This window comes from Flavobacterium sp. GW823-FHT06G12, assembly GCF_058794775.1.
The window spans coordinates 445,593-468,581 of the sequence record NZ_JBXAHE010000001.1; the positions used below are offsets into that span (position 1 = coordinate 445,593).

At 33.5% G+C, this 22,989-nt stretch carries 17 protein-coding genes; 14 read left to right on the plus strand and 3 right to left on the minus strand.

Annotated elements, in window-relative coordinates:
• Positions 1 to 27: 27 nt before the first annotated feature.
• Positions 28 to 3,126 carry a SusC/RagA family TonB-linked outer membrane protein gene (locus AC1Q5Z_RS01860; protein ID WP_492443596.1) on the minus strand — a complete coding sequence of 1,033 codons (3,099 nt, stop codon included), beginning with the start codon at positions 3,124 to 3,126 and terminating at the stop codon, positions 28 to 30.
• 679 nt (positions 3,127 to 3,805) lie between these two features.
• Here AC1Q5Z_RS01860 and AC1Q5Z_RS01865 point away from each other — a divergent pair.
• On the plus strand, positions 3,806 to 4,444 hold the full coding sequence (locus tag AC1Q5Z_RS01865; RefSeq protein WP_198857014.1) for a sugar-binding protein: 639 nt from the start codon (positions 3,806 to 3,808) through the stop codon (positions 4,442 to 4,444).
• A gap of 197 nt (positions 4,445 to 4,641) precedes the next feature.
• Here AC1Q5Z_RS01865 and AC1Q5Z_RS01870 read toward each other — a convergent pair whose 3' ends face one another.
• Positions 4,642 to 5,682, minus strand: coding sequence for a LacI family DNA-binding transcriptional regulator (locus AC1Q5Z_RS01870; RefSeq protein ID WP_492443599.1), 1,041 nt, complete (start codon positions 5,680 to 5,682; stop codon positions 4,642 to 4,644).
• 231 nt (positions 5,683 to 5,913) lie between these two features.
• Between AC1Q5Z_RS01870 and AC1Q5Z_RS01875 the strand changes: the two genes are divergently transcribed.
• The 11 genes from AC1Q5Z_RS01875 (at position 5,914) to AC1Q5Z_RS01925 (ending at position 18,132) form a co-directional block, all read left to right on the plus strand.
• On the plus strand, positions 5,914 to 7,005 hold the full coding sequence (locus tag AC1Q5Z_RS01875; protein ID WP_492443601.1) for a GHMP family kinase ATP-binding protein: 1,092 nt from the start codon (positions 5,914 to 5,916) through the stop codon (positions 7,003 to 7,005).
• Between the two features lie 4 nt (positions 7,006 to 7,009).
• Positions 7,010 to 7,891 carry a sugar phosphate nucleotidyltransferase gene (locus tag AC1Q5Z_RS01880; RefSeq protein WP_492443603.1) on the plus strand — a complete coding sequence of 294 codons (882 nt, stop codon included), beginning with the start codon at positions 7,010 to 7,012 and terminating at the stop codon, positions 7,889 to 7,891.
• 165 nt (positions 7,892 to 8,056) lie between these two features.
• Entirely contained in the window at positions 8,057 to 9,436 is a 1,380-nt protein-coding gene (locus tag AC1Q5Z_RS01885; protein WP_492443605.1) for a sugar MFS transporter, read from the plus strand.
• A 24-nt stretch (positions 9,437 to 9,460) separates the two neighbouring features.
• Positions 9,461 to 11,389, plus strand: coding sequence for a glucosamine-6-phosphate deaminase (nagB, locus tag AC1Q5Z_RS01890; protein WP_343590020.1), 1,929 nt, complete (start codon positions 9,461 to 9,463; stop codon positions 11,387 to 11,389).
• A 292-nt stretch (positions 11,390 to 11,681) separates the two neighbouring features.
• Entirely contained in the window at positions 11,682 to 11,912 is a 231-nt protein-coding gene (locus tag AC1Q5Z_RS01895) for a DUF3820 family protein (RefSeq protein WP_008462478.1), read from the plus strand.
• Between the two features lie 104 nt (positions 11,913 to 12,016).
• Entirely contained in the window at positions 12,017 to 12,427 is a 411-nt protein-coding gene (locus AC1Q5Z_RS01900; RefSeq protein ID WP_198857019.1) for a DUF4190 domain-containing protein, read from the plus strand.
• A 75-nt stretch (positions 12,428 to 12,502) separates the two neighbouring features.
• On the plus strand, positions 12,503 to 12,829 hold the full coding sequence (locus tag AC1Q5Z_RS01905) for a DUF2752 domain-containing protein (RefSeq protein WP_492444122.1): 327 nt from the start codon (positions 12,503 to 12,505) through the stop codon (positions 12,827 to 12,829).
• A 216-nt stretch (positions 12,830 to 13,045) separates the two neighbouring features.
• Complete coding sequence (pyrG, locus tag AC1Q5Z_RS01910) at positions 13,046 to 14,662, plus strand: CTP synthase (RefSeq protein ID WP_492443608.1); 1,617 nt, start codon at positions 13,046 to 13,048, stop codon at positions 14,660 to 14,662.
• A 79-nt stretch (positions 14,663 to 14,741) separates the two neighbouring features.
• A complete protein-coding gene (gene yidC, locus AC1Q5Z_RS01915; RefSeq protein WP_286971394.1) occupies positions 14,742 to 16,664 on the plus strand; it encodes a membrane protein insertase YidC in 1,923 nt (640 codons plus the stop codon).
• A 95-nt stretch (positions 16,665 to 16,759) separates the two neighbouring features.
• Positions 16,760 to 17,485, plus strand: coding sequence for a toxin-antitoxin system YwqK family antitoxin (locus AC1Q5Z_RS01920; protein ID WP_492443611.1), 726 nt, complete (start codon positions 16,760 to 16,762; stop codon positions 17,483 to 17,485).
• 89 nt (positions 17,486 to 17,574) lie between these two features.
• Positions 17,575 to 18,132, plus strand: coding sequence for a DUF4956 domain-containing protein (locus AC1Q5Z_RS01925; protein WP_492443613.1), 558 nt, complete (start codon positions 17,575 to 17,577; stop codon positions 18,130 to 18,132).
• Here the strand turns inward: AC1Q5Z_RS01925 and AC1Q5Z_RS01930 are convergent.
• A complete protein-coding gene (locus AC1Q5Z_RS01930) occupies positions 18,129 to 20,006 on the minus strand; it encodes a PEP/pyruvate-binding domain-containing protein (RefSeq protein WP_492443615.1) in 1,878 nt (625 codons plus the stop codon). The two genes, AC1Q5Z_RS01925 and AC1Q5Z_RS01930, sit on opposite strands and share 4 nt — an antisense overlap.
• Before the next feature lie 142 nt (positions 20,007 to 20,148).
• Between AC1Q5Z_RS01930 and mnmA the strand changes: the two genes are divergently transcribed.
• Together mnmA and AC1Q5Z_RS01940 are read left to right on the plus strand one after the other, a co-directional pair.
• Positions 20,149 to 21,336 (plus strand): tRNA 2-thiouridine(34) synthase MnmA, encoded by a 1,188-nt coding sequence (mnmA, locus tag AC1Q5Z_RS01935; protein WP_492443617.1) that lies wholly within the window; start codon positions 20,149 to 20,151, stop codon positions 21,334 to 21,336.
• Between the two features lie 44 nt (positions 21,337 to 21,380).
• Entirely contained in the window at positions 21,381 to 22,988 is a 1,608-nt protein-coding gene (locus tag AC1Q5Z_RS01940; protein WP_492443619.1) for a S8 family serine peptidase, read from the plus strand.
• Position 22,989: the final 1 nt, after the last annotated feature.

Consider the following 22,989-nt stretch of genomic DNA (forward strand, 5'->3'; position numbering starts at 1 on the left):
ATAAGTTTAATGTTATTGAAAAAGCTATTAATGAATTGCTATTTTGATCCCTAATATAAACGTTCTAGAAGCTGGGAATGAGTTAAAATCAATTCCTCCACCAAGATTTTGCGCTGTAGCAGTAGTAGTGTGTCCATTTATTTCAGGATCGTTTCCAGAATACTTTGTAATTGTCAATAAATTTTGCCCTATTGCATATAGTCTTATATTATCAATAAATTTGGTTGGTTTTAAAAGGCTTTCTGGGATAGAATATCCGATAGATAGATTTTTAAGACGTATGTAAGAAGCATCTTCAACAAACCTTGAGTTTACATAACTACCATAAGCACTTTTGTAATAACCATCTCTTGGAATATCAGTATTTTCATTTGTACCAGCAACCCAACGATTCAAAGCATCAGTACTTGTGCTTGATTCTCCAACCATTCTGGTCATGTTATAAACAGAGTAATCAAGAGCACCTTGGAAAAATAGATTCACATCAAAATCTCCGAATCTAAAATCATTATTAAAACCAACAATGTAGTGAGGAGTAGAATTTCCTAAATAAGTTCTGTCTTTAGCTGTAATCAATCCATCGCCATCTAAATCTTCGTATTTAGGATCTCCAGGTTTAGAACCAGGTTGAGCAGCATAAGTTTCACCTGTTTTTATTACTCCAGCATATTTAAATCCATATAATACACCCATTTCTTTTCCAGGTTCTAATCTTGTAAATTCACGACCAGAAACCGTACCGCTTGGATTAGAAGTATTGTAACTAATTATTTTAACATTATCTGCCAATGAAACAACCTCTTGTTTATTATAGGCAAGATTTAGTGAAGTTCTCCAGTAAAATTTATCATTTTTGAAATTCTCACTGCTAATACCAAGTTCAATTCCCTTATTTTCTATAGTTCCTGAGTTAAGTGTTTGAGTATTAAAACCCCACCATCCTCCAACAGGAACATTCAAAAGAGCATCTGTTGTTTTCTTTTTGTAAACATCAATTGTAGCAGTCAATCTATCGTTAAAGAATCCCATATCAAGACCAATATTAGCTTGAGCTTGCTGTTCCCATTTTAGATCAGGATTTGATAAATTTTTTGGTTCAGTACCGCCTACAAAAGAACCATCAGAAATGGTGACATTCCAAGGAGCAAGATTAGCTAGATATAAATAATCAGGAATTCCATCATTACCTGTAATACCGTAACTAACTCTTAGTTTTAGTTCAGAAACGGCTTCCAAATTTTGCATAAATGCCTCTTTTGAAATTCTCCATGCAACTGCTCCCGAAGGGAATTTACCATATTGGTTATTTGGACCAAAACGAGAAGAACCATCTAGTCTATATGTAAATGAAGCTAAATATTTATCGTCAAAAGCATAAGTTAGCCTACCAAAATAAGAAGTCAATTTTGTTTCTGTTTTTTGAGTTTCAGGTTTTAGATAAACAGAAGCACTTTCTAGATTGTAATACGTTAATACATCATTTGCAAAACCAGAACCAGAAGCTTTCATTCTTTCGTAAGTGTCTTTTTGGTTTGATGTTCCAATCATTGCAGTAAATGCATGCTGCTCTTTGATATTAAATTTATAGGTTAAATATTGTTCTGTACTCCATCTGAAATAGGTTTTGTTTTCTTCAGATCCAGAACCATTTAAGGCAGCTCCTGCAACAAGTGTTCGTGGAGTATATTTACCTTGAATATTTTCCTGCCACTCTGCACCAGCTCCAAAATGATATGTTAAGCCTTTTATGATTTCATAATCCATAAACATGTTTCCATTAACCAATCTGTTAATAGTATGATCAGTTGGTTCTAATAAAAGCGCTAAAGCATTATCTTTTCCTTGATATTTGTAGTATGAACCATCTGCATTATAAATTGGAATTGCCGGAGGAGCAGTTTGAATAGAAAACATAGGAGATAAGATATTATCGCCAAAATCACTATTATGCCCTTCACTTGCAGCCCCATAAACATTGGCTCCTACAGTTAATTTGTCTGTAAATTTTTTCTCTGTACCAATACGAACACTATATCTTGTGAAATCAGTGTTTTGTATTGCTCCAGTTTGTTTTAAGTAATTTCCAGATAAGAAAAATTTAGATGTTTTATCGCTTCCGCTAAAAGTCAGCGTTCTATTAAGAACTTCGCCTGGACGAGTTGCCGCTTCAAACCAATTTGTGTTGGCAATTGGAAAACTTGAAGGGAAAACTGCAGGTCTGCCATTTTCAGCAGCAATAGCATTCTGAATAGAAGCATATTGTTGACCTGTTAAAAGAGATGGTTCCTGAATAATGTTTTGGAAACCATCAGAAATTTCACCTTCAATCTGCATTTTTCCAGATTTTCCTTTTTTAGTAGTAATCATGATAACACCATTTCCTCCTCTTGAACCATAAATGGCAGTAGAAGCGGCATCTTTAAGAATCTGAATGCTTTCTATGTCATTTGGACTAATAGATGCACCAGTACTTGTAATAAAACCATCAACTACATATAATGGAGCATTTGATGTTGTAATAGAGTTTCCTCCTCTAACAACTATAGTAGGCGATGTTCCAGGAGCATAACTGTTCTGTTGAACTTGAACTCCAGAAGCACGTCCTTGTAATGCCTGTCCAACGTTTGAAACAGTACCACCTAAGTTTAAGTTGTCTTTTCCAACAGAAGCAACAGAACCAGTAATGTCTTTTTTCTTTGCTTTTCCGTATCCAATTACTACTTCTTCTAGTTTTTGCCCTGCTTCTTTCATGGCAATTTTTAGAGGAGTAGTTCCAATAGCTACTTCTTGATCTTCCATACCAATGTAAGTAATCACAAGTTTTGTAGCATTATCAGGAACTGTAATAACAAAGCTTCCATCTACATCCGTTTGAACACCTTTAGACGAGCCTTTAACCGTAACATTCGCACCAGGAAGAGGCATGCCATTTTGATCTGTTACAGTACCTTTTACTGTTTTTTCAAAAAACAACGCCGTTTTGTTCTTATCCGAAATATTTATAGAAGAAGCTGCAGAGGCTTGACATGTAAAAACTAATAACGAGAGAACCGTTATTCCGATTTCTTTGCGGGATAAATTTTTAATCCGAAAATCTCTTGGCTTTTTTTGGGTTAATAATTTCATACTTTAAATTGGTTTTGGTTAATGTTTAATTGTTTTTTTCTTGTTTGTAGGTTTTAGATTTCTTTTTTGATCGTGGAATTCATTTTGCTTTTTTTAGTTATGTGTTGATTAAGTCGTTTTCTATACAAATAAGAGGTTTTGTTTTTGCTCTAAACACGGCTTGTTTAGTTCTGTTTTCTTGTTTTTTAAAGATTAAAAATCACCCTAATTTTTACATAATTAACTTAGTTTTAAGATTAATCTCTGACGAAACTAGAGATTATATTTTTATAAAACAAGAAAAAACACAAAAAATGTGCTCGAACACACAAAATTTATGTTCTCGAGCACATAAAATTATACAATACATTTTTTTACACTTAAAAAGATGTGATATTTTTAAAATATTTTAGAAAAAGGAGCGCCTGTGAAATGTGTTGTTTTTTAAATTTTAAATAAGGATTTATTAAAAACTTATGAATTTCGCAATCACTAAATGAAAAACGTAAAAATTAAGCAGTCTTTTCTTATGCAGAAATGAAGAGAATTTTTGGTTTTTATTATGAATTCGGTTTGTTTTTTAATTCAATTTTTGAACTATATTGGTCACGGAGAAAAAAGCCGAAATCGCGAAATGAATTAATGGTCATTTTGACTTTTTTTGAAAATGAAAAATTAACAGATTTTAAGAGGAAGAATTTTGAAAGAATACCACGTAGAAATAATCGATAAAAATGAAAAGAATGTAACTCAGATTTTAGATTCTTTTTTTTGGGAAAAAGCAAATTGTTTAACTGATTTTACTTCGCCATGGAATAATGATCCAGTTCTGAAAATTGAATTTCGTGCGCTTTGGGATTTAGATTATCTGTATTTTAATTTTCAAGTTTTTGATTCAGAGGTTTATATTGATCGAAAAGACAATTCTACAGATAGTATTTGTAATTCAGATAGAGTAGAGCTGTTTTTTAGAAAAGATGAAAAACTAAGTCCCTATTATTGTTTGGAAATGGATGTAGATGCACGTATTTTGGATTTTGAAGCTTATCCGAACTGGAATTTTGATTACAATTGGAAATGGCCAGAAAAACAGTTGGAAATACAATCGGTAAAAGAACAAAATTCTTTTACTGTTGTGGGGAGAATCAGTATTGCTTCACTAGAAGAATTAGATTTGATCCATGATAATATTATGGAAGTTGGAGTTTACCGAGCTAAATTCTCTAAAGCTGAAGACGGAAATTATGAACCAACATGGATTTCTTGGATAAATCCAAATACAGCAGAACCGAATTTTCATATCGCTTCTTCTTTTGGGAAATTTGTTTTGATGAAGTAATTTGCCACAAAGGCACGAAGGCTCAAAGTTTTTTTAAGGAAAAGGAAATTTCAATTGCTTCCAGCTAAAGCTAGAGGCAATTAAGGTTATAATTTGAAAGTGAAAAGACTTTGCCTCTTAGTGCCTTTGCGAGAATTAAATTGGTAAAAGTTTTAAAAAAAAAACTTGGTGCCTTAGCGTCTTAGCGGCAAAACTCCTTAGCTAACGTAAAAAGAAGCATTTTCTACATTTATAATATCAATAGGAAGCAAAATGGTTTCCGGAATGTCTTTTCTAAAGATAAAATGATCAGCCAAAGTACTTACGCCTAAATAAGCCTGTCTTTTTTGATTTTGATGAATTAAGAAATGAACTAATCCTTGGTTTAAAAAGCTAACATTTTTATCAATTAAATCGTAGCCAATCAAAGCAATCTTTTTGTCTGTAATTGCAGATAAAATAGAGGCGATTTGGTATGCTTTGGAAGTTGTAATAAAAATTCCGCTTAAATCTGGATTTTCATCTAAAAAAGCGGTAAGCTTATTTTCTATGTTGGAATATTTCAGTTTTAATGTGGTTAAAGAGTAATCAGGAAGATTTTTTTCGTCAAAATAACTTCTAAAACCTCGTTCCTTTTCCTGCATGTGAACGGCATTTTTCAGACTTTCATCAATATGAATAATTGCAATTTGGCCTTTCTGAAGAATCAAATTCATTAAACTTGCGGCGACACGACCACTTTTATACAAATCTTGTCCCACAAAACTTTTGATAGAAGAAGATTCGACCTGGTTGTTAAAAGTATTAACCATAATTCCCAGTTCATCATATTGATTTATGATTTCGATGGTTTCTTTATGGAAAAGCGGAGTCAATAAAACGGCATCAGGCGATTGAGAAATAATCGCTTCGTTGGTCTTTAAAAAAGATTTGGTGCTTTCTGGATTAAAATAATGTATTTCTATAACAACATTGTAAGCTTTAAACTCTGTAATCGCATCTTGGATTCCGTTAACGCAAGGAAGCCAGTAGGGATCAAATACAGGATCTGGAAGCAAAACGCAAATGCGGTACACTTTTGTGCTTTTTAAATTTCGCGCAATTAAGTTGGGTTCATAATCAATAACGTTCAAAACCTCATTGATCTTTTCGAGTGCAGTAGGCGAGACTTTTCCTCTGTTGTGCAGAACACGGTCTACAGTTCCTTTAGAAACTCCAGCCATTTGCGCAATATCCTTAATTGTGTACTTTTTATCCATATAGACAAATATAAAAACTTTGATTTAATAAACGCATTTTTTCTGTAAGAATTAATAAATGTGCTCGAGAACATAAAAATAGTGTGTTCGAGCACATTTTTATATTTTTTCTTGTTTTATAAAAATATAATCTCTAGTTTCGTGAAATCAAAACCAAAAAACTAAAATAAATCTATAACCAAACAGCACTTTAATTTATTGAAATAAAGTGTTTTAACACAAAGTGTTTAAGTGAAAAAAATTACGTCATTAGCTCCCGGCCGAACCTGTCTTTTTGGAGATCATCAAGATTATTTAGGGTTGCCTGTTATAGCCTGTGCGATAGATCGAAATATTAAATTGATTGCAACAGAAAATCAGACCGAGACATTTGTTCTGAATATGGTTGATATTAATGAAATTAGAGTTATTGATATACACGAGGCTTTCGAAAAATTAGAATCAAGAGATTATTTTGCTTCCTCATTGCGCGTATTGCGCAGACATGGCTGTAAGCCTACATCTGGTTATGATATTACAATTACCGGAGACATTCCGATTAATTCGGGAACATCGAGTTCGTCGGCTTTGCTGATGGCTTGGATTCGTTTTCTGATAGAAGCTTTTGGAATAGATCATGAAGTTACGCCCGAATTTCTTTCTAAATTAGGTTATGAATCTGAAGTTTTGGAACACGGAGAACCTGGCGGAATGATGGATCATTTTAGCATTGGCGTTGGAAATATCGTTTATATCAATACAAAAAAACCGTTTTCTTTTGATGTAATAGGAACAGAATTAAAAGGATTGATTACAGGAGTTTCAGGTGTTCCAAAGGAAACTATTGGTTTGCTTGGCGAATTAAAAGGCAATGCTTTAATGGCAATTGATCTTGTAAAACAGAATTATCCACAGTTTGATTTAAATGCTGCTGAAATAGAGGATTTGGATAAATACAGAAATTGCCTTCCAGATCGTATGATTTCGTTTTTTGAAGCAGCAATCAAGAATTACCATTATACCAAAGAAGCGTTAAAGGAATTCGAAAAACCAGTTTTAGATCTTAAAAAAATTGGAGCATTAATGAATGGTCATCATGAAGTTTTGCGCGATTTACTGAAAATAACTGTTCCGAGAATTGATGCAATGGTTAACGCGGCATTAAAAGCAGGAGCATATGGAGCAAAAATTGTGGGCTCTGGCGGTGGCGGAAGTATTGTTGTAATTGCCGATCCTAAAAACGAAGATGCGGTTATAAAAGCGATTTTAGATGCTGGAGCCCAAGAAGCTTACGCGGTAAATGTTGATCCAGGAGTACGAATTATTGATAATATTGAAATTTAAAAAAATGCACGACAGTTTAGTAATTCTAGCCGGCGGAGCTTCTTCTCGTATGAAAAAAGAAGCGGTTACAGATAATTTATCTCCAGAAGAAATTGCGCAGGCCAACGAAAGAAGTAAAGGTTTAATAGGTGTTGGTTCAAGCGGAAGACCTCTTTTGGATTATCTTTTATGGAATGCGAAAAAAGCAGGCTATAAAAACATCTATATAATAATAGGAGAACAAGGAGAATTATTTAAAGAGTTTTATGGGAGTAAAATAAAGGATAACGATTTTCACGGACTCAATATTTCATTCGCTGTTCAGTATATTCCTGAAGGAAGATTAAAACCTTTTGGAACAGCAGATGCTTTGTTTCAAGCTGTAGAGCAATATACAGAATTAAATTCTCAGTTTTATTCGGTTTGCAACAGCGATAATTTGTATTCGGCTGAAGCATTGCGTGCTTTGAGGGAAACTGAAAGCCCGAATGCTTTTATTAGTTATGATCGCGATGCAATGGATTTTCCGCTGGAGCGTATTTCGCGTTTTGCAATTGTAAAATTGGATCAGAATAATCAGTTGCTGGATATTTTAGAAAAACCTACAGAAGAAGATTTGGAGCAATATAAAGATGCGGAAGGAAAAATACGTGTTAGTATGAATGCTTTTAAATTTAACGGCAAGACCTTATATATACATCTTAAAAATTGTCCTGTTCATCCAGAGCGTGATGAAAAGGAGCTTCCGACGGTTCTTTTGAACTCCGTTAAAGAAAATCCGCAAACTACTATCGGAATTCCGTTTTCTGAGCACGTTCCTGACCTAACTGCAAAAGAAGATATTACCGATGTAAAAACATATTTGGCAAAATATTATCCTGATTTAAATTGGAATAATAAAAATTAACAAAACTTTCATATCTAAATTAGAGAATAAGGAAATTTAATGTAGTACTTTTGTTTTGCAAAAAAAATGCAGATATTTGCATAAATTACGCAATCAATAATGTGAGAGTTGATTCTAATTTAGATTTTGAATTAAATAAATCTATAACTAAATCAACCAAAAATTATGACAAACATTCAAAGTACATTACAGCTGGAGAAAAAAAGCACCATTGTTCCGATGGTAATTTTGACCTTATTGTTTTTTATTCTAGGATTTGTAACCTGGCTTAACGGACCACTAATTCCGTTTTTTGAATTAGCTTGCGAACTAACTTCTTCGCAAGCCTATTTTGTGACTTTCGCATTTTATATTGCCTACTTTGTAATGGCAGTTCCTTCTTCTTACATTATTGAAAAAGTGGGATATAAAAACGGAATTTCTTTAGGATTATTGATTATCGCCGCGGGAGCTTTTATGTTTTATCCAGCGGCTTCAAGTCGTACATTTCTCTTGTTTTTATTAGCTTTATTTATCATGGGAACTGGTTTGGCAGTTTTACAGACAGCCTCAAATCCGTATGTTGTTGTAATTGGCCCAAGAGAAAGTGCTGCTGCAAGAATCAGCGTTTTAGGAATTGCAAATAAATTGGCGGGTTTTGTTGCGCCAATTGTGCTTACTATTTTGGTTTTGTCTAATATGCAGGACTTTACCGCAGACAAAATTGCCTTGATGGATGAAGCTGCAAAAACTAGCGCATTAAATTCTCTTGCTTTGCAATTACAAACACCGTATCTTTATATGGGGTTGATTATTACAGTTTTAGCTATAATGGTGAAATTTTCTCCTCTTCCAGAAATTGATTTGGGCGAAGATGGAAATGTGTCAGAATTGAGTGTTTTTAAACAAATTAAAAATGCTTTTCATCACCCGCAGCTGGTTTTAGGAGTAATAACTCTAATGTTGTATTTATCTGCCGAAGTTTTGGCGGGGGATTCAATCGGAGCTTTCGGAAAACAATTGGGAGTTTACGGTGAAGAAGGGAATTTTTATCTCAAATTGACCTCATTTACCATGTCAGCAATGGTGATCGGCTATATTCTTGGTATAGTTTTGATTCCTAAATATGTTTCGCAAGTCACTGCTTTAAAAGTGTCTGGATTACTTGGTTTGGTGTTAGTTACGGCAATTGTTTTGATCTCTCCAAAGATAATGATTGCATTGCCTGGAACTCCAAATATACCTTTAGTAATACTTTTAGTGGCGCTTTTAGGATTGGCAAATGCATTATGCTGGCCGGCAATATGGCCAATGGCTCTGCAGGATTTAGGAGGTTATACAAAGATTGGAAGTGCTATTTTGATTATGGGAATTATCGGTGGAGCGGTTTTTCCACTTTTTTACGGAATGATTACAGAAAGCATCAATTCTGCAAATGTTGCAAAAAATATGCAAAATGTTTCAAAAAGCGGAAATCAATTAGCTTACTTAATGTTACTGCCTTCTTATGCAATGATTTTGTTTTATGCTGTAAAAGGGCATAAATACAGGAAATGGAATAGTTGAACAAAAAATAAAAATTAATATATCATGTTAAAAAGTAAAATCGACAAAGCAACAGGTTTCGAAAAACGATTCGAAAACATTAACACAGTTGTTTTTGAAAACTCAACAGATGCTTCAAAAGAAGTAGCGCAAGAAATTGCGTCTTTAATCAAAGAAAAACAAAAAGAAGGAAAGCCTTGTATTTTAGGATTAGCTACCGGTTCTTCTCCAAAAGGTTTGTATGCTGAATTAGTGCGTCTTCATAAAGAAGAAGGTTTGAGTTTCAAAAACGTAATCAGTTTTAATTTGGATGAATATTATCCAATGGAACCAAATTCAATTAACAGTTATGTTCGCTTCATGAAAGAACTTTTGTTTGATCATGTCGATATTTTACCTGAAAACGCTCACGTTCCAGACGGACTTTTAACAAAAGAACAAATTGCAGATTACTGCCACGAATATGAAGCTAAAATTGAAGCTTTAGGCGGAATCGATCTTCAGATTCTTGGAATTGGAGGAAACGGACACATCGGATTTAATGAGTCTGGTTCGCTTCAAAACTCTAAAACTCGTTTAGTAGCTTTAGATCATATTACAAGAGTTGCTGCAAGTAAAGATTTCTTTGGTTTGAATAATACGCCAAGAACGGCTATTACGCTTGGGGTTAAAAAAATCATGGAAGCAAAAAGAGTGATCTTGTTAGCTTGGGGTGAAGGAAAAGCAAACATTGTAAAAAAATCTGTTGAAGATGAAGTTACAAACCGCGTTCCTGCTTCATTCTTGCAAGAGCATAACAACGCAGTTTTTGTTTTAGATAAAGAAGCTTCTTCTAAACTAACAAGAATCAACAAGCCTTGGTTGGTTGAAAAAATCGTTTGGACAGACAAATTAACTCGTAAAGCAGTTTTAGGATTAGCATTAGATCTTAAAAAACCAATTTTAATGCTTACTGATGCAGATTATATTGAAAACGGAATGAGCGATTTATTGGCAGATTCAGGTCCAGCTTACGATACTAACATTAAGATCTTTAATAAATTACAAAATACAATCACGGGTTGGCCAGGTGGAAAACCAAATGCAGACGATACAAATCGTCCTGAAAGAGCAGAGCCGGCAAAAAAACGTGTATTGATTTTTAGTCCGCACCCTGATGATGATATTATCAGTATGGGAGGAACTTTTATGCGTCTGCAAGAGCAAGGACATGAAGTGCACGTAGCGTACCAAACTTCAGGGAATATTGCAGTTGCTGATGATGAAGCGCTTCGTTTTGCAAGATTCGTAATTGATTATAATGAAAAATTCGGAATCAAAAGCGAAGAAGCAGATAATATTTACAAAAAAGCTGAAGCATTCTTACAGAACAAAAAGAACAGCGAAATTGATATTCCAGAAGTTCGTTACATTAAAGGTTTAATCAGAAAAGGAGAGGCGAGAGCTACAAGTTATTTTGTGGGTCTTCCAGATTCTCAGATTCACTTTATGGAATTACCTTTCTATGAAACAGGAACAATCGAGAAAAAACCAATTGGACCAGAAGATGTTCAGTTGACAGTTGATTTAATTGAAAAAATTAAACCACACCAAATTTATGCAGCTGGAGATTTAGCAGATCCACATGGGACACATAAAGTTTGTTTGGATGCGATTTTTGAAGCGGTAAAAGTTTTAAAGCCAAAAGAATTCATGAACGACTGTTGGTTATGGCTGTACCGTGGAGCTTGGCAAGAGTGGGGAATTGACGAAGTTGAAATGGCAGTTCCAATGAGCCCTGATCAGGTTTTAGCAAAACGTCACGGAATTTTCAAACACCAATCTCAAAAAGACGGTGTTGTTTTTCAAGGAACAGACGCAAGGGAGTTCTGGCAGAGAGCAGAAGACAGAAACCGCGAAACAGCAGAATTGTATCATCAATTAGGTTTGGCAACGTACGCTGCAATGGAAGCTTTCGTGAGATGGCACTATTAAGATTCTAAGTTGCTAAGATTCTGATTCTAAGTTTTTTTAGTCTTTTAGAAAATTAGTAATAAAGCTTAAATAATATTTTTGAAGCAGGAAGAGGGAACGAAAATAGGTTCTTTTTTCTTGCTTCTTTTTTTGTTTAGATTCTAAGTTGCTGAGTTGCTGAGAAGCTAAGTTTTAATCTCCGAGAATCCTTTTAATTTGTGGCAAAAGAAAAAATAAATGGTAGTTTTGTATAAAATGAAATAAGCAGAAAATCTATAAAATCTTTCTTCTTGCTTCTTTCTTCTTAAAAACTATGGATCAGGACAAAAAACAGCTCATAAAATTAGCTCACACCAAAATGCCTTTCGGAAAATACGAGGGAAAATATTTGATAGATTTACCTGAATATTACGTAGTTTGGTATCATAACAAAGGATTTCCAAAAGGAGAATTAGGGCAGCAGTTGCAATTAATTTATGAGTTGAAATTGAACGGATTGGAAGAATTGATTCGAAATATCAAAAAACAATATCCAAAACCTTAATTCAGAAAAAGAAGGTTAATTTAATTGTTAATAACTTAGATTCTATAGCTATAGTTTGTGTTAGTCGTTTTCTATTTTTGTCTGAACTAACAAAACAATTTTTTATGGAAAACAATTTACCTTCTTCAAATGCTGGCCAGTCGCTAGGTATTATCGCTTTAATTTTTGGTATTATAGGTGTATTGGCAGCATTTATCCCTTGCTTTGGTTTTATAGCTGTAATATTTGGCGTCCTTGCGATTGTGTTTGGAGCAATTGCTTTAAATCAAGCAAAAAAAGAAAATGCATCTACTTCTTTGCCAAAAGCAGGTCTTTATTTAGGAATCGCAGCAACAGTTTTTGTTATTATCTGGGTTGCTATTTTTGTAGGCTCAGTAGGTTCTATGGCTTTAGAACACAAAGATGAAATTAAGAGAGCTTTAGATTCTGTCAAAATAGAAAAAATAGAAACAGATGATTCTTTAAATGTAAAAGTACAGGTAGATTCTACTACAATAGAAACTACTGTAAAATAATTTCTTGAATAAATGTTTCTTTCTCAAGAAATTGATTCTTATAAAAAGATAAACGTAATTCTGGCTTTCCTAATTATGTTTGTCTTTTTTTATTGCTTTTTTCTTCCCTATTTAAATTTTGGTTTGCAATCATCCTGCGAAGGATTGCCTTTGGCATACTGTAAAAGCCGCGGACTTACAAGAGCTTTTTCTCAAATCCTTCGATTTCATTTTCAGGAGGCGATTGCTTACAATCCATTTTCTATAAAAATTTTTTGTTTCTTTTTCTTTCAGCTTATTGCTAGATTTTTGATTAATTGGATCATTTCTTTTTCCATATTCAAAAAAGTATTAATTTTTGATGTATCTATAAGCGCACTTTCTTTCCTTTTTTGTTTTTATAATTTAATACTCCCTTATTAGAAATTAATTACATTGTGTTTTTTAGTTTTAGTTATGAATTTTTAGCTAATAATGATAAAAAGCATTCATTTTGATAATATAATTGATAGGGAAGTATATAAAATAAAATGTGCTTAAAATTTTAAAAATTATCTCATTCTGGAATTGATAAATTGTCTAATTAAATTTGTACTTTTGCCAAGTTTTTTACACAACTACTTACAAACAAACAACAGAATGAATCAAACAAAATATATTTTTGTTACAGGAGGTGTGACCTCTTCATTAGGAAAAGGGATTATCGCGGCATCTTTGGCAAAATTGTTACAAGGAAGAGGATACCGCACTACAATTCAGAAATTTGATCCATATATTAACGTAGATCCGGGGACACTAAACCCGTACGAGCACGGAGAATGTTATGTGACAGATGATGGAGCTGAAACTGACTTAGACTTAGGACACTATGAGCGTTTCTTGAACGTTCCTACTTCTCAGGCTAATAATGTTACTACAGGAAGAGTTTATCTTTCGGTTATTGAAAAAGAAAGAAGAGGAGAATTTTTAGGAAAAACGGTTCAAGTTGTTCCTCATATTACAAACGAAATCAAAGACAGAATGCAATTGCTAGGTAAATCTGGCGATTATGATATTGTAATTACTGAAATTGGTGGTACAGTTGGTGATATCGAATCTCTACCTTATATAGAATCTGTTCGTCAATTAGTTTGGGAGTTAGGTGAAAATAACGGAATCGTGATTCATTTGACTTTAGTTCCTTACTTGGCTGCTGCAGGTGAGTTGAAAACAAAACCAACACAGCACTCTGTTAAAACTTTAATGGAGAGCGGTATTAAAGCAGATATTTTGGTTTGTAGAACAGAGCACGAATTGTCTCAGGAATTACGCCAGAAATTAGCTTTATTCTGTAATGTGAAGAAAGAAGCGGTTATTCAGTCAATTGATGCTTCTACTATATATGAAGTTCCAAACTTAATGCTTGAAGAAGGATTAGATGTTGTGGCTTTAAAGAAATTAGATTTACCTAAAAAAGCATCTCCAGATCTTAAAAACTGGAATACTTTCTTAAAAAGATTAAAAAGCCCAAAACAAACAGTAAACATTGGTTTGGTTGGGAAATATGTAGAAATGCAGGATTGCTACAAATCTATTTTAGAAGCGTTCATTCATGCAGGAGCTGCAAACGAAACAAAAGTAAACGTAATTTCTATTCACTCAGAGCATATCAATGCTGATAACGTGGAAGAGAAATTAGGCTCTTTAGATGGAGTTTTAGTAGCTCCAGGTTTTGGTGAAAGAGGTATTGAAGGAAAAATCGAAGCAGTTCGTTTTGTGCGTGAAAATAACATTCCTTTCTTCGGAATTTGTTTAGGAATGCAAATGTCTGTTATCGAATATTCTAGAAATATTTTAGGATATGCAGAAGCAAACTCTACAGAGATGAACGATAAAACGTCTCATCCGGTTGTGAGTTTAATGGAAGAACAGAAAAATGTAACCGATAAAGGAGGAACAATGCGTTTAGGTGCTTGGAAATGCGATATTAAACCAGACACTTTAGCGTATAAAATTTACGGAGAAAAAACTATTTCGGAGCGTCACCGCCACCGTTATGAGTACAACAATAAATATGCTGATGAATTGCAAAAAGCTGGTTTAAAAGCTTCTGGAGTTAATCCTGATACAGGTTTAGTAGAAATCGTAGAGCTTGAAGACCACCCGTTTTTCATTGGTGTACAATACCACCCAGAATACAAGAGTACAGTTGCAAATCCGCACCCAATCTTTGTAAACTTTGTGGCAGCTGCAGTAAATGCACATAAAAAACAGTAATTAATATTTTGAGAAACTTGTAACTTTTGAGACCAACTCATTACTAATAAGCTTCAATGAATAACTTTTTTAAATTATAATGGAAGAAAAAAAATTAGACCTCAATTCAATCATTGGTTTTGTATTGATCTTTGGAATTTTGATTTGGATTATGTATCAAAATCAGCCTTCTGAAAAAGAAATCGCTGCTGAAAAAGCCAAGAAAGAATTAGTTGCTAAACAAGAAGCACAAGCAAAAGCAGATAAAGCAAAAACGGCATCATTACCAGCTGCAGCTGTAACTCCTGGAGATACAGTTCAATTGGCGCAATTGCAAAAAACTTTAGGAGGATTTGCTTATTCTGCAACACTTCCTTCTGCAAAAGAAGCTTTTACTACAATCGAAAACGAAAAATTAAGATTAAAGATTGCTAATAAAGGTGGATATATTGTTGAAGCTACTTTAAAAGAATTCGAAAGATTAAAAAAAGGTTCTGGTGAGTTAGTTGAGTTAATTAAAAATAATAACTCAAACTTAAATTTACAGCTTCTTACTACAGATAATAGAACATTAAATTCTAAAGATTTATATTTTGAGCCAACATTAGAAAAAATTGGTGCAGACCAAGTTCTTTCTATGCGTTTGAAAGCTGGAGCTAATGAATTTTTAGAATATAAATACATTCTTAAACCAAACGATTATTTAGTTGGTTTTGATATTCGTTCTCAAGGTTTAAACAGAGTTTTAAATTCGGCTAAACCAGTTGATTTGCAATGGGATTTAAAAACATACAGAAACGAAAAAAGCGTTGCGTATGAAAACCGTTATGCACAAATTGATTACAAATACGAAGAATCAAAATACAATAACGTAAGTTCGCACGGGCAAGGTAAAGAAGAAACTCCTACAAAAGTTAGTTATGTAGCGTTTAAACAGCATTTCTTTACTACAATTTTATCTACAGATAAACCTTTTGAAACTTCAAAATTACAATCTGATGATTTAGTTAAAGATGATAAAATTGATACTGTTTTTACTAAACAGTTTAGAGCTAATTTGCCTTTAGCGTTTTCAAACGGAGAGATCGATTACAAAATGAATTTGTATATGGGTCCTGCAGATTACAAAACTTTAAAAGCATACGATAAAAACTTCGAAAAGATTATTCCATTAGGATGGGGAATCTTTGGATGGATCAACAAATGGATTTTCATTCCGTTATTCGGATTCTTAAGTTCAACAATCGGTTTATCATTAGGTATTGCGATTATTATCTTTACAATTATCATCAAATTGGCCATGTCGCCAATTACCTATAAGTCATTCTTGTCTCAGGCTAAAATGAAAGTTTTAAGACCTGATATTGCAGAGTTGGGAGAAAAATTTAAAAAAGACCCAATGAAGAAACAACAGGAAACAATGAAACTGTACAACAAAGCAGGTGTAAACCCAATGGCAGGATGTATTCCTGCATTGATTCAGTTGCCTTTCATGTATGCATCGTTCCAGTTTTTCCCTGCAGCATTTGAATTAAGACAAAAAAGCTTCCTTTGGGCAGACGATTTATCTTCTTTTGACTCGGTGGTAAAATTACCATTCAATATTCCAATGTACGGAGATCATATCAGTTTGTTTCCAATCTTGGCAGCAATTGCGATTTTCTTCTACATGAAGATGACTTCAGGAGATCAACAAATGGCTGCTCCTCAGCAAGAAGGTATGCCAGATATGGCGAAAATGATGAAAATCATGATTTATGTTTCGCCATTAATGATGTTAATTTTCTTCAATAATTACGGATCAGGATTGAGTTTGTATAACTTTATTTCAAACTTAATTACAATCGGAATTATGTTTGTTATCAAGAATTATATTGTAGACAGTGATAAAATTCACGCTCAAATTCAAGAAAACAAACAAAGAGAGCCTAAAAAGCCAAGTAAGTTCCAACAGCGTCTTCAAGATGTAATGGAACAGCAAGAAGCAGCAAAAGCTCAAGCACAGAATAAAAAGAAGAAATAATTCTAAATAAAAAAAATCTCGATTTATCGGGATTTTTTTATACCATTATACTTTATAATTAAGATTTTCGTTAAGCTTAAAAAATAGAATTTATTATGATCTCAAAAAAAATCATATCTGGGGTATTATTCCTAATAACATTAATTTCGAATGCGCAGACAGAAAGTAACAGACTAGATGCAGCTGGAAAAAAAGATGGACTTTGGAAAGGAACTTACGCCGAATCTAAACGCCCACGTTACGAAGGAACTTTTGATCACGGAAAAGAAACAGGTGTTTTTAAGTTTTTTGATGATACAAAAAAAGGAGACGTTATCGCTACAAGAGATTTTAGTGCAAATGATGGAAGTTCGTACACTATTTTTTTTGATCAAAATAAAAATAAAGTAAGCGAAGGAAAAGAAGTGGGAAAAGTACGTGATGGAGAATGGAAATATTATCACAAAGCTTCTAAAGTTTTAATGACAGTTGAGAATTATAAAAATGGAAAATTAGAAGGCTTAAAAACTATTTATTATCCAAATGCTCAAATTGCTGAAGAGATGATGTACAAAAATGGTTTAAAAGAAGGAGCATATAAGAAAATGGGAGTAGACGGAACACTTTTGGAAGAATCTAACTTTAAAGATGACGAATATAATGGAGATGCCGTTTTTTACGATTCAGACAAATCGGTTGCTTCTAAAGGTAAGTTTGTAAATGGTAAAAAAGCTGGAATGTGGCAGTTTTATCAGAAAGGGAAATTAGTGAAAGAAGTGAATATGAGCGATCCTAAAAACACCAATAAAGCTTCTGAAAAAGGCGCAGCGCCGAAAAAGTAGTAGTCTAAAAAGTTCAGAATTCAGTCATTAAAAAATAAAATAGGTAAAGAATAAATTGTTTACATTTGATTAACCAATTATTCTAACCAATGGATTTAAATGAACTTTTAGGACGATTTTTATTGTTGTTTTGCTCAATTTTAGTTCTGTATTTTTTCTCCAACAGAAAAGATAACGCCACCATAAATCCATTGATGGTCATTGTTGGGCTTTGCACTTTTTCTCTTTGTTACCTTTTTACAAAAATTGAAATTGGCGTCGGAATAGGGTTTGGATTATTTGCAATTTTCTCCATACTCCGTTTTAGGACACAATCCTTTACTGTAAATGCGATTATCTTTCTATTTGCAACAATCACATTGTCTATTTTAGACATTATGTATCCGTTTGAAAAGATTGAATTATTACTGTTCTTTCAGATCATAATAATTGGATTTTACATAGCAGCTTCGATTATTGTCAATAAAAAGGCTTCAAAATACCTGAATTCAGTTGATATGAAAATTTCGCTTGATGAAAACTTTTCATTAAACTTTGAAATAATTCGAAAATCAATTCAGCAAAAAATTAAAATTGAAGATTTTGATTTTCGAATTGTATTAATCAACACAACAGCCAACGAAATTGACTTATTGGTATTCTATTAATCGTTGAAAGGACGAACTTGTTTAATGTATAAATCTCTTTTTTCGCCCACAATTTTAAACTCAATATCTACTGGATGGAATTGGTTTTTGCGCCAATATCGATACATTTTGGTTTCAATTTTTTTGCTGACATCATACAGGTTGCTCATTTCTTTTCTAGTCAATAAAGGCTCATTATTGTTTAAATTGGAATTGGAAGTATAATCGATATCAAAATCGGTTTCGTCTTTTCCGTCATTAAAATGATAAGCGACAAATTGTTCGCAGATTTCTCCTTTTTCGGGTTTAACAACCGAGTTTTCTCCCTTTTGAACATTAACCGTAATTCCGGGAAAGTTCTCTCTAAATATATTTTTGGTAATAATTACGCCATTTGCTAGCTCGTCAGGAAAAGAACGATGTACTAAAACACCCATGGCAATATTCTGCTGATCGATTCCAAAAAGCTCTCTTTCGTTATACGAAGCCTCGTTCCAGACGCTTGCCCATACTTGTTTGATCGCTTTTTCGAAAGTTTTGATCGAATCGCCTATAATTCCTGTTTTAGAATCGTACAATCCAGCGCCATTAAAATCATCCAAATCTTCTGCGTTTGTAGAAGAACGAAATCTGAAATTTTTGAATTTTGCATCTTTAAAGGCAATATTTAATTTCAAAATTAATTCCGGATCAATAGGTTCTTTTTTGATAGCATCTCTAATCTTTTTAAGCTGTTTATTGATCCAAACTGTAGAATCTTTTTGTGGAAAAGCTAAAAGTTCTGCAATTAATGGAGAAATAGCAGGATTCTGAATATGCTTTGTGTAATAGTAAAACGGAATAGCATGCGCATTTTCGGGTACTTTAAACGGAATTTCTTTTGAAATCGCAATTAAATACGCCATGTTTTGTGCCTTCGAACCAATGTAATTCACTCCCTTTTTAGGAATTTCAGCCAAGTTCACTAATTCGGTAACGCTATTATCAATAATAAGTTTTTTCTTTTTTCCAGAGGTTTTTACCGGGATCTTTTTGGTTGTTTCTTTAATGAAAAAAGTATCGACTTCGATTTTTAGTTCTACTTTTTTCGAAAGCAATTTTTTGATATTGTTGTCTTTTTCAATATCAGTATAAGCCATAATCGGAATCTTTCTGTTTTTTCCTAGAAGAACCAAATGGCTTAAAGGCGTCTGGAGTTCATTTACAATAATTCCTCGCACATTTGGAAGAACATCAGGTGTTCCATCCAAAATAATTATTTCGTCAGAATTAGGCTTTGTGGATTCCAATTCCTTGATTTTGTATTTTTTTAGAATTCCAATATTCGTTCCTCGAACAACTTCTTGATATTTGATTTCGCCAAAAATATAATCTGATTTAACACACGGAATTTTGAATTTCTGTTCTTGATACCATTGCATCATATCGGGATTGTTCAAATAGAATTTTAGTTTTTCGCCAATAAATGTGGAATTTTTAACCATACCAAAAAAACGTTCAATTAATGGAACTGGCATATGATCAGATGCAGCAAGTTCAAAAATCCACTTATCTGTTCCTTTTATGTGGTTTAAATTTCCGAGAAGAAAATCTCTATTTTTTTCTGTATCGCTGTAATTTTCATTGTTGAATATTTCAAGATCTTGGCTGTAGCCTAAATAATTAACAACGAAATCATAGTGAAGCAAAATAAGGTTACTGTTGAAATAATACATTTTCTGTTTTCGCATATCATAAATTACCTTTACCGATTCGATATTCGAAAATTTATCAGACAAAGGTTTTCCTCTAAATGCCTTGTAAGCTTCATAATTTGATAGTGAAGCGCTAAATCGCTGTGCGCTTAAAGAAGTTAAGGCAAGAAAGAAAAACAGGCTGTAAATGTATTTTTTCATGTTTTAAAAATGTGTGATTAAATGTACTTAAAAAAGTAATAAGTTTTATCTACTGCGGGATTGCTTAAACTAATGAAAACCATGCTGAAATTTTCTATTATTTGGCGTATCTTTGCAACCTTAAAAAATTAAACATTTCAAAATGAAACGAGTAGTTGTTGGACTTTCAGGTGGAGTAGATTCTAGTGTTGCAGCATATTTATTGCAGCAGCAGGGATACGAAGTTATTGGCCTTTTCATGAAGAACTGGCACGATGACTCAGTTACTATTTCGAACGAATGTCCTTGGCTGGAAGACAGTAACGATGCTTTACTTGTTGCTGAAAAACTCGGAATACCGTTTCAAACTGTTGATTTAAGCGAAGAATACAAAGAAAAAATCGTTGATTACATGTTTAACGAATATGAAAAAGGGAGAACTCCAAATCCTGACGTGCTTTGTAACCGCGAAATCAAATTTGATGTGTTTATGAAAATCGCTTTAAGTCTTGGCGCAGATTACGTAGCAACAGGACATTATTGTCAAAAAAGCGAAATTGAAGTAGACGGAAAACCAGTTTATCAATTAATTGCTGGAAATGATGTGAACAAAGATCAGTCATACTTTTTATGTCAATTGTCTCAAGAGCAATTATCAAAAGCTTTGTTTCCTATTGGAGCTTTAACAAAACCAGAAGTACGCGAAATTGCTGCCGAAATGGAATTGGTTACAGCTGAAAAGAAAGATTCTCAAGGTTTATGTTTTATTGGAAAAGTTCGTCTTCCAGAATTTTTACAGCAAAAACTACAACCAAAAGATGGTAAAATTGTTCAGGTTGATAAAAATGATCCTATTTATACTGTTGAGAAATCGGCTGAACTTTCTTTGGAAGAAAGGTTAAAATTAGAATCTCAAAAATTGGAATATCTTCCAACAATGGGAAAAGTAGTTGGAAAACACCATGGAGCGCACTATTTTACAGTTGGACAAAGAAAAGGTCTAAATGTTGGAGGTACAACAGATCCTTTGTTTGTAATTGCCACAGATGTTGAAACCAATACCATTTATACCGGTATGTCGAGCCATCATCCAGGTTTGTTTAAAAAAGCGCTTTTTGTTGGAGAATCTGAAGTACACTGGATTAGAGAAGACATGACGTTGAAAGCTGGCGAAAAAATGGAAGTAATGGCTAGAATTCGTTACCGTCAGCCTTTGCAAAAAGCTGTTTTATATCAATTTGAAGACGGAATGTATGTGGAGTTTGAAGAGCCACAGTCTGCTATTACCGAAGGACAATTTGTTGCTTGGTATTTGGAAAATGAATTAGTTGGTTCGGGAGTAATTTCTTAGCTTTATACTTTATTTGGGAGTAAATCCCTTTAAGGTATAAATTGATGAGATGTAGCTTTACTTTTCTTTTATTACTTCTTTCGTTTACGGTATTTTCACAAGAAGATGCATGGGTTTATTTTAATGAAAAGCCTAATGCGCAATCTTTTTATGACAATCCATTAAGCGAGCTTTCACAAAGAGCCTTAGATCGAAGAACGAACCAGAATATTGCTTTAGATATTATTGATGCTCCTTTGGAAACTTCGTATGTAAATCAAATTACATCAAGCGCAGGGATTACGGTAAAAGCGCAATCAAAATGGCTGAATGCACTTCATATTCAGGGAACTCAATCGAATATTAATGCCTTAAAATCACTGTCTTTTGTTTCTAGGGTAGAGTTTGCAGATAGAACTTTAAATACTACAGGGAAAAGAGTTTCTGAAGCTTCGGCAAACCAAGTTCACGAACAGTTAAAAACTACAATTGATTATTCTTACGGAAATTCTGCGAATCAAATTCAGATGTTGAACGGGCAAGTTCTGCATCAGCAGAATTTTACTGGAGAAGGAAAAATTATAGCCGTTATGGACGGCGGTTTTCCTGGCGTTAATACTGCGCAACCATTTGAAAATCTTAGAAATAATAATAAAATTCTAGGCGGTTATGATTATACTACCAGAAATAGCAATTTCTATAGGGGCGATTCTCATGGAACTTCGGTGCTTTCAACAATGGGAGGTTTTAAAGCAAATTCTTTAGTTGGAACTGCTCCAGATGCCTCATATTATCTTTTTATTACAGAAATTCAAACTCAAGAGATTCCGTTAGAAGAGTCGCTGTGGGTAGAAGCCGCAGAAAAGGCAGATGCTTTAGGAGTCGATATAATTACTACTTCATTAGGATATTTTCTGGATAGAGACGAAATCAGATACAATCATACGTATAGCGAGATGAACGGAATCACGACTTTTATTTCTCGTGGTGCCGAAATTGCTTTTAGCAAAGGAATTTTGGTTTTGGCATCTGCTGGAAATGAAGGAACTCAAGTAGAAAAACATATTGGTGCTCCTGCAGATGCGGTTTCTGTATTGACAGTTGGTTCTGTTAATGCTTCTAAAGTAAGAGCTAGTTCTAGTTCGATAGGACCAAGTTACGATGGAAGAATAAAACCAGATGTTATGGCACAAGGAGCATCGGCGGTAGTTTCTGATGCAAATGGCAATATTGGCACAGCAAGCGGAACGTCATTTTCATGTCCGATAATGGCAGGAATGGCGGCTTCTTTATGGCAGGCTTTTCCAACTAAAACCAATAAAGAAATCAGGCAAATGATTGTAAAATCTGCTGATAGATATGCCAATCCAGATAATAATTATGGATATGGAATACCAAATTTTGGAGCAACTTTGAGTGTTGATGATTTTATTGTCGAAACTGCTTTTTCGGTTTATCCAAACCCAACTCAAACATCGATTACTTTTTCTTTTTTAAATGAAGACAATACAGCATCAGTAACTATTTATTCTGTCTTAGGACAGAAACTAATTGAAGAAAAAATTAGTAATTTAAATCCCGTTCTGTCTTTGCAATCTTTACAAAGCGGACTTTATTTTTATAGTTTTGACTCCAATAAACTGCATAAGACAGGAAAGATAATCAAGCAATAAT

Bases quoted from the DNA above. Each gene is read 5' to 3' on its own strand.
- AC1Q5Z_RS01860 (WP_492443596.1), bottom strand. From the start codon at position 3,126: ATGAAATTATTAACCCAAAAAAAGCCAAGAGATTTTCGGATTAAAAAT.
- AC1Q5Z_RS01870 (WP_492443599.1), bottom strand. From the start codon at position 5,682: ATGGATAAAAAGTACACAATTAAGGATATTGCGCAAATGGCTGGAGTT.
- AC1Q5Z_RS01880 (WP_492443603.1), top strand. From the start codon at position 7,010: ATGCACGACAGTTTAGTAATTCTAGCCGGCGGAGCTTCTTCTCGTATG.
- AC1Q5Z_RS01885 (WP_492443605.1), top strand. From the start codon at position 8,057: ATGACAAACATTCAAAGTACATTACAGCTGGAGAAAAAAAGCACCATT.
- nagB (WP_343590020.1), top strand. From the start codon at position 9,461: ATGTTAAAAAGTAAAATCGACAAAGCAACAGGTTTCGAAAAACGATTC.
- AC1Q5Z_RS01895 (WP_008462478.1), top strand. From the start codon at position 11,682: ATGGATCAGGACAAAAAACAGCTCATAAAATTAGCTCACACCAAAATG.
- AC1Q5Z_RS01900 (WP_198857019.1), top strand. From the start codon at position 12,017: ATGGAAAACAATTTACCTTCTTCAAATGCTGGCCAGTCGCTAGGTATT.
- AC1Q5Z_RS01905 (WP_492444122.1), top strand. From the start codon at position 12,503: ATGTTTGTCTTTTTTTATTGCTTTTTTCTTCCCTATTTAAATTTTGGT.
- pyrG (WP_492443608.1), top strand. From the start codon at position 13,046: ATGAATCAAACAAAATATATTTTTGTTACAGGAGGTGTGACCTCTTCA.
- yidC (WP_286971394.1), top strand. From the start codon at position 14,742: ATGGAAGAAAAAAAATTAGACCTCAATTCAATCATTGGTTTTGTATTG.
- AC1Q5Z_RS01920 (WP_492443611.1), top strand. From the start codon at position 16,760: ATGATCTCAAAAAAAATCATATCTGGGGTATTATTCCTAATAACATTA.
- AC1Q5Z_RS01925 (WP_492443613.1), top strand. From the start codon at position 17,575: ATGGATTTAAATGAACTTTTAGGACGATTTTTATTGTTGTTTTGCTCA.
- AC1Q5Z_RS01930 (WP_492443615.1), bottom strand. From the start codon at position 20,006: ATGAAAAAATACATTTACAGCCTGTTTTTCTTTCTTGCCTTAACTTCT.
- mnmA (WP_492443617.1), top strand. From the start codon at position 20,149: ATGAAACGAGTAGTTGTTGGACTTTCAGGTGGAGTAGATTCTAGTGTT.
- AC1Q5Z_RS01940 (WP_492443619.1), top strand. From the start codon at position 21,381: ATGAGATGTAGCTTTACTTTTCTTTTATTACTTCTTTCGTTTACGGTA.